Here is a 13,718-nt window from a genome sequence, read left to right as displayed (position 1 = left end):
ATTGTGGCGCGGGGCCTGTCAGCAGTTACAGACCGGCCGCTGCACGCAGCGCAGCCGCTTTGTCCGTCTGTTGGTCTCCACTCACATCGCTGGCGCGATATGAGTTGCGCCCAAGAACCGATGCAGCGCTGCGCGCTGGGGGCTTACAGCCCCGCTGCGGCCCGCAGGGCCGCAGCCTTATCGGTTCTTTCCCAAGTGAACTCCGGCTCTTCGCGCCCGAAGTGGCCGTACGCCGCCGTCTTGGCGTAGATCGGCCGCAGCAGGTCCAGCATCTGGATGATGCCCTTGGGCCGCAGGTCGAAGTGCTCCTGCACCAGCGCGGCGATCTTGTCGTCGGGGATGACGCCGGTGCCTTCGGTGTACACGGTCACGTTCATCGGGCGGGCCACGCCGATGGCGTAGGCCACCTGGATCTGGCACTGGCGCGCCAGGCCGGCCGCCACGATGTTCTTGGCCACGTAGCGGGCCGCATAAGCCGCGCTGCGGTCCACCTTGGTCGGGTCCTTGCCCGAGAAGGCGCCGCCGCCGTGCGGGCAGGCGCCGCCGTAGGTGTCGACGATGATCTTGCGGCCGGTCAGGCCGCAGTCGCCCTGCGGGCCGCCGATGACGAAGCGGCCGGTCGGGTTGATCAGGTACTTGGTGTCCTGCAGCCACTCCTTGGGCAGCACCGGCTTGATGATCTCTTCGATCACCGCTTCGGTGAACGAGGCCTTCATCTTGGTCGGCGTCTCGCTCTGGTCGGGGCTGTGCTGGGTGCTCAGCACCACGGTGTCGATGCTGTGCGGCTTGCCGTCCACGTAGCGCATGGTCACTTGGCTCTTGGCGTCAGGGCGCAGGAAGGGCAGGCGGCCGTCCTTGCGCAGCTGGGCCTGGCGCTCCACCAGCCGGTGCGCGTAGTAGATCGGCGCGGGCATCAGCTCGGGCGTCTCGTCGCAGGCGTAGCCGAACATCAGGCCCTGGTCGCCGGCGCCGATGTTCAGGTAGTCGTCGCTGGCGCGGTCCACGCCCTGGGCGATGTCGTTGCTCTGCTTGTCGTAGGCCACCAGCACCGCGCAGCCCTTGTAGTCGATGCCGTACTCGGTGTTGTCGTAGCCGATGCGCTTGATGGTGTCGCGCGCGACCTGGATGTAGTCGACGTTGGCCTGGGTGGTGATCTCGCCGGCCAGCACCACCAGACCGGTGTTGGTCAGGGTTTCGGCTGCCACGCGGGACAGCGGGTCCTGCGCGAAGATCGCGTCGAGGATGGCGTCGGAGATCTGGTCCGCGACCTTGTCGGGGTGGCCTTCGGAAACCGATTCCGAGGTGAAGAGGAAGTCGTTCGCCACTTGCTTAAACTCCAAGAGTTGGTTGGTTCCTGCGCGTTGCCGGCCAGGAAACTCTGGAGAGCGGCGAACGCTTTAGCAGCATTTGTTGAGCCCCCGGCCTGTTGACCGTGAACCCGGCGCCCGGTGTCTGAAGCCCTGGCGCATCGCCCCGCAAGTTGTTCAGTAACTCGGCGATGGGGCAATTATAGGAACCATGCTTTCTTTCATTCGCTGGATATCAGGCCTGCCGTTGCGCCTTTTGCATGCTTTGGGCGCGTTGCTGGGCTGGCTGGCCTGGCTGGGCTCGTCCTCCTACCGCGCGCTGTGCCGCGAGAACGCGCAGCTGGCCGGCCTCACGCCCGCGCAGCAGCGGGCCGCCATCGGTCAGGCCGGCCGCCTGGTGGGCGAGCTGCCCTGGCTGTGGCTGGGCCGGGCCGCCCGGCCCATCGGCCGCTGGTGCCAATGGCAGGGTGCCGATCTGATCGAGCAGCACCTGCAGTCCGGCCATGGCCTGGTGCTGCTGACGCCGCACATGGGCAGCTTCGAGGTGTGCGCCCAGGCCTATGCCGAGCGTTTCGGTGCCCGCAAGCCGGTGACGGTGCTGTACCGCCCGGCGCGCCAGCCCTGGCTGCGCGAGCTGGAAGAAACCGCCCGCGACCGGCCCGGCCTGGCCACCGCGCCGGCCACGCTGGCCGGGGTGCGGCAGATGATCCGCGCGCTGCGCAAGGGCGAGACCGTCGGCCTGCTGCCCGACCAGGTGCCGCCCGAGGGCATGGGCGTGTGGGCGCCGTTCTTCGGCAAGCCGGCCTACACCATGACGCTGGCCACGCGGCTGGTGCTGCAGACCGGCGCGCCGCTGCTGCTGATGTGGGCCGAGCGCCTGCCCGCCGGCCGCGGCTGGGTGGTGCATGTGAGCGCCCCTTCCGAAGCCATGCCCACCGAGGCGGCCGATGACGAAGCGCTGCAGCTGGCCTGCGCCACCTTCGTCAACCGCGAGATGGAACGGCTGATCCGCCAGTGCCCCCCGCAGTACCTGTGGGGTTACCAACGCTACCGCACGCCGCGCGACACGCTGGCCACCTGAGCAACCATGAACCAGCTTCCCGCCCGCGCCTTGCTGGCCCTGCTGTGGCTGCTGCACTGGCTGCCGCTGGGGCTGCAGGCCTTCATCGGCCGGCAGTTCGGCCGCCTGCTGCATGCATTGGCCAAGCCGCGCCGCCGCATCGCCCGCCGCAACCTGGCGCTGTGCTTTCCGGAGAAGACCGAGGCCGAGCGCCATGCCCTGGTGCGCGAGCACTTCCAGTGGCTGGGCCGCAGCCTGCTGGAGCGCGGCCTGCTGTGGTACGCCTCGCCCGAACGGCTGCGCCGCCTGATCCACGTGGAAGGCGACGTGCGGTTGGCCGAAACCAGCGAGCGCCCGGTGATGTGGCTGGTGCCGCACTTCATGGGCCTGGACGTGGCGGGCTCGGCCACGCAGCTCTACCAAAAGCAGCTGGTGGGCAGCATCTACCAGGCGCAAAGCAACCCGGTGTTCGATGCCGCGATGCGCCGTGGCCGCGTGCGCTTCGGCCAGGGCGACATCTTCTCGCGCAAGGAGGGCCTGCTGCCGCTGATGCGCGCCATCCGCCAGCGCGGCTTTGCCTTCTTCAACCTGCCCGACATGGACTTCGGGCGCCGCGAAGCGGCCTTCGTGCCCTTTTTCGGCGTGCCGGCCGCCACGCTGCTGGCGCCTTCCAAGCTGGCGCGGGCGCTGAAGATGGAAGTGCAGCCGGTGGTGGCCGAGATGCTGCCCGGCGGCCAGGGCTACCGCGTTCACTTCCTGCCGCCGTGGACCGACTTTCCCACCGACGACCCGGTGGCCGACGTGGCTCGCATGAACCGCTGGATCGAAGCCGAAGTGCGGCGCAACCCGGCGCAGTACCTGTGGGTGCACAAGCGCTTCAAGACCCGCCCCGAGGGCGAGCAAGGCCTGTACTGAAGCCCGCCGGATAATCGCCCGATGCGACTCAAGTTCACCAAGATGCAGGGCGCGGGCAACGACTTCGTGGTGCTGGACGCCACGCAGGCGCCGCTGGACCTGCAGCCCGAGACCGCCCGCCGCCTGGGCGACCGCCGCTTCGGCGTGGGCGCCGACCAGATCCTGGTGGTGGAACGCAGCCGCACGCCCGGCATCGACTTCCGCTACCGCATCTTCAACAACACCGGCGACGAGGTGGAGCACTGCGGCAACGGCGCACGCTGCTTCGTGCGCTACGTGCATGAACATGGCCTGACCGACCGCGCCAGCATCAAGGTGGAGACCATGAACCGCGTGCTGGAGCTGCACCTGCAGCCCGACGGCCGCGTGACGGTGGACATGGGCGAGCCGGTGTTCGACCTGTTGCAGGTGCCGTTCGACAGCACCGGCCTCACGCCGCGGGCCGAAGGCCACGGCCAGCTGTGGCCGGTGGAGGTGCAGGGTCATGCGGTGGAGCTGCACATGGTGTCCATGGGCAACCCGCATGCGGTGCAGCGCGTGGCCGACGTGGACAGTGCGCCCGTGCTCACCCAGGGCCCGTTGATCGAGCACCATCTGCGCTTTCCGGCCCGCGTGAATGCCGGCTTCATGCAGGTGGTGAACCGTGGCCGCATCCGGCTGCGGGTGTATGAGCGCAGCGCCGGCGAAACGCTGGCCTGCGGCACCGGCGCCTGCGCCGCCGTGGTCTCGGGCATCCTGCTGGGCTGGCTGGACGGGCGCGTGGACGTGGAAGCGCGCGGCGGCAGCCTCACCATCGAGTGGGCCGGCCCCGGCCACCCGGTGCTGATGACCGGCCCCGCGCAGACTGTTTTCGAAGGGGAAATCGAACTGTGAGCAACGCACTGGGCACGTCCGGCATCACCGAGACCGACATCGCCAACTACCTGGCCAACACGCCCGGCTTCTTCGAGCGCAATGCCGAGCTGCTGGCCAGCATCCAGCTCACCAGCCCGCACGGCCAGCGCGCCGTCTCCCTGCAGGAGCGGCAGATGGAAATGCTTCGCGACCGCATCAAGGGCCTGGAGCACAAGATCGTCGAGATGATCCGCAACGGCCAGGACAACGTGGCCATCGCCGACCGGCTGCACCGCTGGACCCGCGCGCTGATGGACACCGCCGACGCCGCTGATCTGCCCACGGTGCTGGTGCAGCAGCTCAAGCACCAGTTCCTGATTCCGCAGGCCGGTGTGCGGGTGTGGGGCGTGGCCGAGGCTTATGCCGGGCTGCCGTTTGCGCAGGGCGTGAGCGACGACGCCCGCAGCTTTGCCAACAGCCTGACGCTGCCTTATTGCGGCGTGAACTCCGGCTTCGAGCCGGTGCGCTGGCTGGACGACCCCAGCACCGTGATGTCGATCGCGCTGATTCCGCTACGCCGTGGCGACACCGCCTTCGGCCTGGTGGTGCTGGGCTCGCCCGACCCCACGCGCTACAGCGCCGACATGGGCACCGAGTTCCTGATCCGCATCAGCGAACTGGCCGGCGGCGCGCTGTCGCGCCTGCTGCCGCCGGCTGCCTGATGACCGCTGCGGCCGAGCCTGCCGCCGAGCTTCAGGCCCTCCCTGAAGAGCTGCAGGCCTGGCTGCAGCACCTGCAGGTGGAGCGGCGCCTGGCGCCGCGCACCCTCACGCTCTATACCGAGGCGCTGCGCCGCCTGGTGCGCGCCGCGCAGGCCCACCCGGTGCCGCTGCTGCAGGTGCAAAGCCACCATGTGCGGCGCTGGGCCGCGCAACTGCATGGCCAGGGCCTGGCGCCGCGCAGCATTGCCATCGTGCTGGCGGCCTGGCGGGGGCTGTACCGCTGGTGGGGCGACAACCGCAAGATCAGCAGCAACCCGGTGGAGGGTGTGCGTGCGCCCAAGGCCGGCCGGCCGCTGCCCAAGGCCTTGTCGGTGGACCATGCGGTGGCGCTGGCCGAGCATGAGCCCACCACCGACGACCCGGCGCTGCGCGCCCGCGACCATTGCATCGTCGAGCTGCTGTACGGCTGCGGGCTGCGCGTGGGTGAGCTGGTGGCGCTGGACGTGGCCGGCAGTGCCGAGGCGGTGGGCTGGATCGACCGCGAGCCGGGCGGCGAAGCCACCGCCCATGTGCTGGGCAAGGGCAGCAAGCGGCGCAGCGTGCCGGTGGGCAGTGCGGCCCGCAAAGCGCTGGACGACTGGCTGGCCGTGCGCGGCCAGATGGCCAAGGCGGGCGAGCCGGCGCTGCTGGTGGGCCGGCGCGGCGGCCGCATCACCGATGGCCAGGTGCGGGCGCGGCTAAAGGCGCTGGCCTTGCAGGCCGGGCTGCCGGTGCACGTGCATCCGCACATGCTGCGGCACAGCTTTGCGTCGCACCTGCTGCAGTCCAGCGGCGACCTGCGTGCGGTGCAGGAGCTGCTGGGCCATGCCAGCATTGCGACCACACAGGTTTACACGCGGCTTGATTTCCAGCATCTGGCCAAGGTCTACGATGCCGCCCATCCCCGCGCACGCAAGCGCGGTGCTTGAATGGCGGCCCCGGTACCTCAAGTACCGGTGAGCAATCCGATGAAGAACAAAGACCCCCTTTCCTGTCTCGTCGCGTTCGTCGGCACCGTGGTGCTCGGCGTGGCGCTCACGGGCCTGTACCGCGCGGTGGAAGCACCGCAGGCCAACGCAGCGCCCATCGCTGAACCGCTGGCCGCACCCACCGTTACCGCCCAGCCGCGACCGGCCGCGCCCGTGCCCGTGAGCCAGCAGACCGCCGCGCCCGCGCCGCGCGGTTGACGGCCGCTGGAGGTTCAGCCGCCGGGCCGCCCCAAGGCTGAACGCGCCCCAAGGGTCCGAAGGGCCCTTTGGCAAAGGCCTCGGGGGGTAGCGAGCGAAGCGAGCTTGGGGGCCGGCTTCCTACCGCCCGGCGACAATCGCCGGATGAAGAAGATCAAGCTGCGCGAAGGCCGCGACCGCTCGCTGCTGCGGCGCCATCCCTGGGTGTTTGCCGGCAGCGTGGCCAGCGGCAAGGCCGATGCGGGTGAAACCGTGCGGGTGGAAAGCGCCGAAGGCCGCTTTCTGGCCTGGGCCGCCTACAGCCCTGAATCCACCATCCGCCTGCGGGCCTGGAGCTTCGACGAGCAGGAGCGCATCGACCGCGCCTTCTTCGAGCGCCGGCTGCGCACCGCCATCGCGCTGCGTGAGCGGCTGCCGATTGCCAGCGACGGCAAGCGGCTGGTGCACGGCGAGGCCGACGGCCTGCCCGGCCTGGTGGTGGACCAATACGGCAGCACGCTCAGCGCGCAGTTCCTGGCCACCGGCGTGGAACGCTGGAAGCCGGTGATCGCCGAGCTGCTGCTGCAGATCACCGGTGCCACGCGGCTGTACGAACGGTCGGACGCCAGCGTGCGCGAGCTGGAAGGCTTGCCCCACGCCAGCGGCTGGCTGCGCCGCGCCCCGCAGGCCGAGGCGGACGACCACAGCGCCCTGGTGATCCATGAGCACGACTGGCGCTTGAACCTGGACGTGGCCCTGGGCCACAAGACCGGCTTCTACCTCGACCAGCGCGACAACCGCGCCCGCTTTGCCGAGCTGGTGTCGCACTTCGGCGTGCAGCGGGTGCTCAACTGCTACTGCTACACCGGGGGCTTCACCGTGGCGGCGCTCAAGGGCGGGGCCACGCAGGTCACCAGCGTCGATTCCTCCGGCCCGGCGCTGGAGCTGGCGCGCGCGAACGTGCGGCTCAATGGCCTGGACGACAGCGGCTGCCAGTTCGTCGATGCCGACGTCAACAAATACCTGCGCGAGCTGAAGGCCGCTGGCCAGCGCTTCGACGCCATCGTGCTCGACCCGCCGAAGTTCGCACCCAACGCCGCCGCCGCCGAGCGCGCGGCCCGGGCCTACAAGGACATCAACCGCCTGGCGCTGGAGCTGCTGGCGCCGGGTGGCCTGCTGTTCACCTTCTCGTGTTCAGGCGGCATCAGCGCCGACCTGTTCCACAAGATCGTGGCCGGCGCCGGCATGGACGCGGGCGTCAACGGCTTGCTGCTGGACCGCCTCTCGGGCGCCTGCGACCACCCGACCACCATCGAGTTTCCGGAGGGTGAGTACCTGAAGGGGCTGGTGATCCTCAAAAGCTAGACCGGTATGGCGGTGGAGAATTTCGCCCGCTCCACGCTGAAGAAGCTCTTGACGTTGCGCACGTTGGCGTCCTGCGTGAACAGGCGCTCCACCAACTGGTTGTAGGCCGCCATGTCGGCCACGCCGACGATGAGCACGAAGTCGGGTCCGGCCGACACGCGGTAGCACTGCTGCACGCCGGCATCGGCCACCGCGCGCTGCTGGAAGGCCAGCAGGTGCTCCGCGCCCTGGCGGTCCAGCGTCACTTCCACCACCGCGGTGAGCTGCGGGCCCAGCTTGTCGGGCGCCAGCAGCGCCACGCGCCGCAGCACGTAACCCTCGTCCACCAGCCGCTTGACCCGCCGCAGGCAGGTGGCCGGCGACACATGGGCGGCGGCGGCCAGGTCCTGGTTGCTGCGGGCCGCATCGTCCTGCAGCAGGGCCAGCAGGCGGCGGTCGGTGTCGTCGAGGTCTGTCATGGTGATCGAAAGATGCCATCAATACTTGATCAATGCAAGAAAATTGCATTGCAGGTTTCGGTGAACGTTCTTCATCGAATCTCCACAAACTCTGCAAGAAAATTGCAGGCCATGCGGCCTACGATGCCGGCTCTCACCGATCTTCAAAGGCTTGAACCATGTGTGGCATCGTCGGCGCCGTCAGCACCCGCAACATCGTCCCCATCCTCGTCGAGGGGCTGCGGCGTCTGGAATATCGCGGCTATGACTCCTGCGGCCTGGCGGTGCATCAAGACGGGCAACTGCGGCGCGCCCGCAGCACCGCCCGCGTGGCCGAGCTGCAGGCCCAGGTCGACCAGGACGCCATCAGCGCCGGCACCGGCATCGCCCACACCCGCTGGGCCACCCACGGCGCGCCGGCGGTGCACAACGCGCACCCGCACTTCTCGGGCAACCGCGTGGCCCTGGTGCACAACGGCATCATCGAGAACCACGACGAGCTGCGCGCCGAGCTCATCGCCAAGGGCTTCGCGTTCACCAGCCAGACCGACACCGAGGTCATCGCCCACCTGGTGAACCACCTGTACGACGGCGACCTGTTCGAGACGGTGCAGCAGGCCGTCAAGCGCCTGCGTGGCGCCTACGCCATTGCCGTGTTCTGCCGCGACGAGCCGCACCGCGTGGTGGGCGCGCGTGAAGGCTCGCCGCTGGTGCTGGGCCGGGGCGAAGGCGAGAACTTCCTGGCCAGCGACGCGATGGCGCTGGCCGGCGTGACCGACCAGATCGTGTACCTGGAAGAGGGCGACGTGGTGGACGTGCAGCTCAACAAGGTGTGGATCAACGGCCGCCAGGCCGACGGCAGCGTGCGCCCGGTGGAGCGCGAGGTGCGCACCGTGCATGCCCACACCGGCGCGGCCGAGCTGGGCCCGTACCGCCACTACATGCAGAAGGAAATCTTCGAGCAGCCCAAGGCGATTGCCGACACGCTGGAAGCGGTGGCCGGCGTGTCGCCCGAGCTGTTCGGCGACGGCGCGCACGGCATCTTCAAGCAGGTGGACCAGGTGCTGGTGCTGGCCTGCGGCACCAGCTACTACGCCGGCCTGGTGGCGCGGCAGTGGATCGAGTCGCTGGCCGGCCTGCCCACCACGGTGGAGATCGCCAGCGAGTACCGCTACCGCGACAGCGTGCCCAACCCGCGCACGCTGGTCGTCACCATCACGCAAAGCGGTGAAACCGCCGACACGCTGGCCGCGCTCAAGCACGCCCGCTCACTGGGCATGCCGCACACGCTGACCGTGTGCAACGTGCCCACCAGCGCCATGGTGCGCGAGTGCAAGCTGGCCTTCATCACCCGCGCCGGGGCCGAGATCGGCGTGGCCTCGACCAAGGCCTTCACCACGCAGCTGGTGGGCCTGTTCCTGCTGGCGCTGGCCCTGGGCCAGGTGCGCGGCAAGCTGACGGACGAACAGGAAGCCCGCCACCTCAAGGACCTGCGCCACCTGCCGGCGGCCATCCAGTCGGTGCTGGCGCTGGAGCCGCAGGTCATCGCCTGGAGCGACGAATTCGCCCGCAAGGAAAACGCGCTGTTCCTGGGCCGCGGCCTGCACTACCCGGTGGCGCTGGAAGGCGCGCTCAAGCTCAAGGAAATCAGCTACATCCATGCCGAGGCCTACCCCGCCGGCGAACTGAAGCACGGCCCGCTGGCCCTGGTGACCGCCGCGATGCCGGTGGTGACGGTGGCGCCCAACGACCAGTTGCTGGAAAAGCTCAAGAGCAACCTGCAGGAAGTGCGCGCCCGCGGCGGCGAACTCTTCGTCTTCGCCGACGCCGACACCCACATCCAGCGCGACACCGGCATGCACGTCATCCGCATGCCCGAGCACTACGGCTGGCTGTCGCCCATCCTGCACACCGTGCCGCTGCAGCTGCTGGCGTACCACACCGCCTGCGCGCGGGGCACGGACGTGGACAAGCCGCGGAACCTGGCGAAGAGTGTGACGGTGGAGTGAGGGGCGGGCGATCAGCCTACCCGGCCCGCGCCGCTGACGATGCCGCAGAGCACCGTTTGTGATGATTAATAGCTACAAGAGTAGTCATCTTGTTATATTAGATCATCATGCCAAAAACCGCTCGGGCGCTCCTTCGCCTTCCGCCGGCCACCGCTGGCGCGATTGAAAAGCTGGGCGCCGACCTGGCCGTGGCCAGGCTGCGCCGCAAGGAGTCGCTGCGGTCCTGGGCCCAGCGACTGGGCGTGACCGTGTCCACGCTGCAGCGACTGGAGGCCGGAGACCCGTCGGTCAGCATCGGCATCGTCGCAAGCGCGTTGTGGCTCATTCAGCGCGACGGCGAGTTGAGGCATCTGGCCGCGCCCGAGCACGACCAGGGCGCCATTGAAAAGGACGTGCGCGCCGCAGTCGAACTGGGTCGCGCACGCTCGCAGGCCGCCGAGCAGGCACGACTGCGCGCGGCCAAGAAGGCCGACGAGGCCAAGGGTTGAGATGCGCCTGGACGACCTGTACCTCTGGTATATGGGCGACCCGCACACGCCACGCTACGTCGGCGCGCTGAAGCTCGTGGCGGCCGGCAAGGGCGTGTCGCTGCACTACGGCCCGGCCTGGCTGAGCGACGGATTTCCCCTGAGTGAGGACCTGCCTCTCGTCAACACCGAGTTTCTGCCCCCGGGCAGGCTGGCGGCCGATGCGCAACGTGCGGTCGGCGCCGTGGATGACGCGCGGCCTGACCGCTGGGGCGAAAAGGTCATCCGCTTCGTCGACAAGCCTAAACGCCTGTCGCTGATGGAGTACCTGTACTACGCAGGCGACGACCGATTCGGGGCGCTCGGCGTGTCGACTTCGCCTGACATCTACAGCCCGCGCGATGCAAGCCCGTTGCCGCGGCTCGACCAGGTCCAGCAGCTCAGCGAGGTGGTGGCGAAGATTGAAGCTCAGGAGCCCATCAGCGCATTGGAAGCCCGCATCATCGCGGGCGGCGGCAGTCCGCTCGGCGGCGCCAAGCCCAAGGCGCTCATCGACGTCGACGGCGAGCAGTGGGTCATCAAGTTCTTCAACAACGAACCGGTCGACACGCCACTGATCGAGCACGCGACGATGACGCTGGCGCAACGCGCGGGCATCACCGTGGCCCAGACCCAGGTCATCCGGCTGGCATACTCGAACGCCCTTGCCGTCAGGCGCTTTGACCGGGACGGCGGTCGGCGCATCCACACCATCTCGGCGGGCACCGCCATCCGCGCGGCCACGGCGTCCGGCGCTGAGCCAGAGATGGGCTATCCGGAACTGGCGCGCATCCTGCGTCGGGTCGGCATGACGCAAGACGGCATGAACGAGCGCGATGCCCGCGAACTGTTTCGCCGCATGGTGTTCAACATCCTGGTCGACAACACGGACGACCATGAGAAGAACCATGCGTTGCTGGTGGCGCAACCGTTCGCCAACGGCCGATTGCGGCTAGCGCCGGCCTATGACGTGCTGCCGACGAACTCGGGGCAGGGATACCAGGAGTTCATTTGTGGTGACAGTGGCCGCGACTCGACGCTGGCCAATGCGATGTCTCAGTGCGAGGCGTTCGGCCTGCTTCCGGCTGAGGCGGCCACCGAGGTCACGGCGGTCATCGAGGTGGTCAATACCTGGCAGGCGCACTTCGAGCGGGTGGGTGTGAGCGCGAAGGACATCCAGAGCCTGGCCGAGCGCATCGATGGCCAGGCGCTGCTGAACCAGCGCGAAGGCTTCGACGCTGCCACGTACCAGCCGCCGCCAGGCAAGAGAAAGCGCGCCAGCCCGTTCCGGCGCTCGTGAAGGGCCGAGAGCGCCCGTGCGACGGACGCAACAGCGCTTGTTGCGGCAGCGGACAAACTTGGTTCCAACCGAGTAAGAATCCGCTGCGTTTCGGAGAACCCAACATGTTCGCTATGCACGGCAAGCAGCAGTACCGCGCCGTCGTCTCGCTGCTGTTGTGCTGGTGCCTGACCTGGGTGCCCGTGCATGCGTCGGCGGCGGGGACGGCTCCCAACACCCCGGTCCAACGGACCATCCTGCTCTACATGATCGGCTCCGATCTGGAGAGCGAGGGCGGCTTCGGCAGTGGTGATCTCGAAGAGATCATGAGTGCCCAGGACAGCCCCCATGTGCAGATCGCCATTCAGACCGGCGGCGCCCAGGCCACGGGCTGGAACGAGGTGCGTCGCTTTCAGGTGCGCCACCAGATGCTGCAGGAGCGGGCCAACCTGGGCAAGCGCAACATGGGCGCGCAATCGGAGCTGGCCGACTTCCTCGAGTGGGGGGTCACCCAGTTCCCGGCGCAGGAATACATCCTCGTGTTCTGGAGCCACGGCTCCGGCTCGGTCAACCTGGTGGGTTCCGGCCTGAGCGTGATCGGCCCGGACGAGATCTTCGACGACGGCCTGTCGGTGGCCGAGATCGAAGGCGCCCTGCGCCGCGTCAAGGAGCGCGCCGGCAAGCAGTTCGAGATCGTGGGCTTCGACGCCTGCCTGATGGGCGCGCTGGAACTGACCAAGGTCTTGCGCCCGTATGCGCACTACCTGCTGGCCTCACAAGAGGTGGAGCCGGGCGGCGGCTGGAGCTACGGGGCCTGGCTGGAAAAGCTCAGGCTCAAGCCCCAGTTGAGCAGCCAGGAACTCGGCCGGCAGATCATCGACACCTTCTTTGAAAGCCATCAGGCCGAGTCCAGCGATGAGCCGCTCACGCTGTCGCTGATCGACCTGGAGAAGGTCGAACCGGTGCTGGCCGCCACCCAGCAATGGGCCCAGGCCAGCAAGACCCTGCTGTCGCGGTCGCCCAATGCGGCGGCGGCCTGGGCCTTGTCCCGTGCGCGCGACGAAAGCGAAAACTACGGTCGCGGTGGCCGCTTCGACTACGGCATGGTGGACCTGCGCGATTTTGTGGACCATGGCAGCAACCGGCTGAAGGCGGTCTTCCCGGCTTCCGCCCAGCAGCCGGACATCGCGGCTGCGCTGGGTGAGCTGCGCTCGGCCCAGCAAGCGGTGGCCAAGTCGGTGCAATCGGCGGTGGTGTGGCAACGCAGCAGCCAGCAGCGCCCGCGGGCCAGCGGCCTGAGCGCCTTCGTGCCGAACAGCTTCCACATCCTGAACGCCGAGAATGCCAAGATCGTGCAGCAACAGGTGCAGGCCTTGACGGTGGGCCAACCCTGGAAAGACCTGCTGACCACCTACGCCCGCCAACTGAAGGCGAACGACCAGCGTCCGCAGATTGCCGAGGTGCGGCAAGCCGGCACCGCCATGTTCGAGGCCCAGATCGGCGGCAACCCCGATCAGGCCCAGCTGTTCTTCTTTGCGCTGACCAGCGTCACCCCCGACGGCGAGCGGGTGATCCTGAGCAATGCGCAGATCGATGAAGAGGAAGAGATCAACGCGTCGCGCATCCGCTTCGACCTGGCGGCCAGAGGCGTCACGATGCTGGAGGGCATGCCGGTGTTCTCGCAGGTGATCGATGAGCAGGACGACGGCTACGTCATCGGCATTCCGGCCATCGTCAACGAGCGCGAAGGCGAGATCTGGGTCAAGTTCTCGCAGCTGGGCCAGACCAACGCCTACCGCGTGATCGGCTTCCTGCGCGACGACAGCTCGCCACGGGCCAAGCCCAAGGCGCTGGCCAAGGGCGACCGGCTGCAACTGCTGCACCCCGTGCTGCCCAAGCAGGCCCAAGGCGAGCTGGAATACCAGCCCGTGCTGCCGGCCATCACGCTCAAGTCGGCCCACCCCGCCATCCAGACCGCGATGCCGCCCAAGGGCCAGTACCAGGCCGGCTTCTATTTCTTCGACGCGGAGGATCAACTGGTGCCGGGGCGGAACCTGGTGGGGTATCGGGTGCCTTGAG

The 13,718-nt window shown here is 68.5% G+C and carries 13 protein-coding genes; 11 read left to right on the top strand and 2 right to left on the bottom strand.

What is annotated here, in order from left to right:
• Nucleotides 1-143: 143 nt before the first annotated feature.
• Nucleotides 144-1,325, bottom strand: a complete 1,182-nt coding sequence (gene metK, locus MW290_RS30120; protein ID WP_250200138.1) for a methionine adenosyltransferase — start codon at nucleotides 1,323-1,325, stop codon at nucleotides 144-146.
• A gap of 193 nt (nucleotides 1,326-1,518) precedes the next feature.
• Between metK and MW290_RS30115 the strand changes: the two genes are divergently transcribed.
• The 7 genes from MW290_RS30115 to MW290_RS30085 all read left to right on the top strand — a co-directional run bounded on the left by MW290_RS30115 (nucleotide 1,519) and on the right by MW290_RS30085 (nucleotide 7,408).
• Nucleotides 1,519-2,388 carry a lysophospholipid acyltransferase family protein gene (locus tag MW290_RS30115; protein WP_250198025.1) on the top strand — a complete coding sequence of 290 codons (870 nt, stop codon included), beginning with the start codon at nucleotides 1,519-1,521 and terminating at the stop codon, nucleotides 2,386-2,388.
• Nucleotides 2,389-2,394: 6 nt separating this feature from the next.
• Complete coding sequence (locus tag MW290_RS30110; protein ID WP_250198024.1) at nucleotides 2,395-3,282, top strand: lysophospholipid acyltransferase family protein; 888 nt, start codon at nucleotides 2,395-2,397, stop codon at nucleotides 3,280-3,282.
• Nucleotides 3,283-3,303: 21 nt separating this feature from the next.
• Nucleotides 3,304-4,155, top strand: coding sequence for a diaminopimelate epimerase (gene dapF, locus MW290_RS30105; RefSeq protein ID WP_250198023.1), 852 nt, complete (start codon nucleotides 3,304-3,306; stop codon nucleotides 4,153-4,155).
• 8 nt (nucleotides 4,156-4,163) lie between these two features.
• Nucleotides 4,164-4,838, top strand: coding sequence for a DUF484 family protein (locus tag MW290_RS30100; RefSeq protein WP_250200137.1), 675 nt, complete (start codon nucleotides 4,164-4,166; stop codon nucleotides 4,836-4,838).
• Nucleotides 4,838-5,806 (top strand): tyrosine recombinase XerC, encoded by a 969-nt coding sequence (locus MW290_RS30095; RefSeq protein ID WP_250198022.1) that lies wholly within the window; start codon nucleotides 4,838-4,840, stop codon nucleotides 5,804-5,806. The genes MW290_RS30100 and MW290_RS30095 overlap by 1 nt, the downstream gene beginning before the upstream one ends.
• Before the next feature lie 39 nt (nucleotides 5,807-5,845).
• Entirely contained in the window at nucleotides 5,846-6,064 is a 219-nt protein-coding gene (locus tag MW290_RS30090; RefSeq protein WP_250198021.1) for a hypothetical protein, read from the top strand.
• Between the two features lie 144 nt (nucleotides 6,065-6,208).
• On the top strand, nucleotides 6,209-7,408 hold the full coding sequence (locus tag MW290_RS30085) for a class I SAM-dependent rRNA methyltransferase (RefSeq protein WP_250198020.1): 1,200 nt from the start codon (nucleotides 6,209-6,211) through the stop codon (nucleotides 7,406-7,408).
• Here the strand turns inward: MW290_RS30085 and MW290_RS30080 are convergent.
• Complete coding sequence (locus MW290_RS30080) at nucleotides 7,405-7,866, bottom strand: Lrp/AsnC family transcriptional regulator (protein ID WP_250198019.1); 462 nt, start codon at nucleotides 7,864-7,866, stop codon at nucleotides 7,405-7,407. The two genes, MW290_RS30085 and MW290_RS30080, sit on opposite strands and share 4 nt — an antisense overlap.
• A gap of 158 nt (nucleotides 7,867-8,024) precedes the next feature.
• On the opposite strand from MW290_RS30080, the gene glmS reads away from it, so the two are divergent.
• The 4 genes from glmS (at nucleotide 8,025) to MW290_RS30060 (ending at nucleotide 13,717) form a co-directional block, all read left to right on the top strand.
• Nucleotides 8,025-9,854 (top strand): glutamine--fructose-6-phosphate transaminase (isomerizing), encoded by a 1,830-nt coding sequence (glmS, locus tag MW290_RS30075; RefSeq protein WP_250198018.1) that lies wholly within the window; start codon nucleotides 8,025-8,027, stop codon nucleotides 9,852-9,854.
• A gap of 107 nt (nucleotides 9,855-9,961) precedes the next feature.
• The gene (locus tag MW290_RS30070; protein WP_250198017.1) at nucleotides 9,962-10,342 is read left to right on the top strand and encodes a helix-turn-helix domain-containing protein; all 381 of its coding nucleotides are present in this window, start codon (nucleotides 9,962-9,964) and stop codon (nucleotides 10,340-10,342) included.
• Between the two features lies 1 nt (nucleotide 10,343).
• The gene (locus MW290_RS30065) at nucleotides 10,344-11,660 is read left to right on the top strand and encodes a type II toxin-antitoxin system HipA family toxin (RefSeq protein WP_250198016.1); all 1,317 of its coding nucleotides are present in this window, start codon (nucleotides 10,344-10,346) and stop codon (nucleotides 11,658-11,660) included.
• Between the two features lie 104 nt (nucleotides 11,661-11,764).
• Complete coding sequence (locus MW290_RS30060; protein ID WP_250198015.1) at nucleotides 11,765-13,717, top strand: clostripain-related cysteine peptidase; 1,953 nt, start codon at nucleotides 11,765-11,767, stop codon at nucleotides 13,715-13,717.
• Nucleotide 13,718: the final 1 nt, after the last annotated feature.

Source organism: Aquincola tertiaricarbonis (genome assembly GCF_023573145.1).
Lineage (GTDB): Bacteria > Pseudomonadota > Gammaproteobacteria > Burkholderiales > Burkholderiaceae_C > Aquincola > Aquincola tertiaricarbonis_B.
This window is presented reverse-complemented; position numbering and strand designations above follow the sequence as displayed.

Bases quoted from the DNA above. Each gene is read 5' to 3' on its own strand.
- MW290_RS30070 (WP_250198017.1), top strand. From the start codon at position 9,962: ATGCCAAAAACCGCTCGGGCGCTCCTTCGCCTTCCGCCGGCCACCGCT.
- MW290_RS30085 (WP_250198020.1), top strand. From the start codon at position 6,209: ATGAAGAAGATCAAGCTGCGCGAAGGCCGCGACCGCTCGCTGCTGCGG.
- MW290_RS30060 (WP_250198015.1), top strand. From the start codon at position 11,765: ATGTTCGCTATGCACGGCAAGCAGCAGTACCGCGCCGTCGTCTCGCTG.
- MW290_RS30095 (WP_250198022.1), top strand. From the start codon at position 4,838: ATGACCGCTGCGGCCGAGCCTGCCGCCGAGCTTCAGGCCCTCCCTGAA.
- MW290_RS30065 (WP_250198016.1), top strand. From the start codon at position 10,344: ATGCGCCTGGACGACCTGTACCTCTGGTATATGGGCGACCCGCACACG.
- MW290_RS30090 (WP_250198021.1), top strand. From the start codon at position 5,846: ATGAAGAACAAAGACCCCCTTTCCTGTCTCGTCGCGTTCGTCGGCACC.
- MW290_RS30080 (WP_250198019.1), bottom strand. From the start codon at position 7,866: ATGACAGACCTCGACGACACCGACCGCCGCCTGCTGGCCCTGCTGCAG.
- dapF (WP_250198023.1), top strand. From the start codon at position 3,304: ATGCGACTCAAGTTCACCAAGATGCAGGGCGCGGGCAACGACTTCGTG.
- glmS (WP_250198018.1), top strand. From the start codon at position 8,025: ATGTGTGGCATCGTCGGCGCCGTCAGCACCCGCAACATCGTCCCCATC.
- MW290_RS30115 (WP_250198025.1), top strand. From the start codon at position 1,519: ATGCTTTCTTTCATTCGCTGGATATCAGGCCTGCCGTTGCGCCTTTTG.
- MW290_RS30110 (WP_250198024.1), top strand. From the start codon at position 2,395: ATGAACCAGCTTCCCGCCCGCGCCTTGCTGGCCCTGCTGTGGCTGCTG.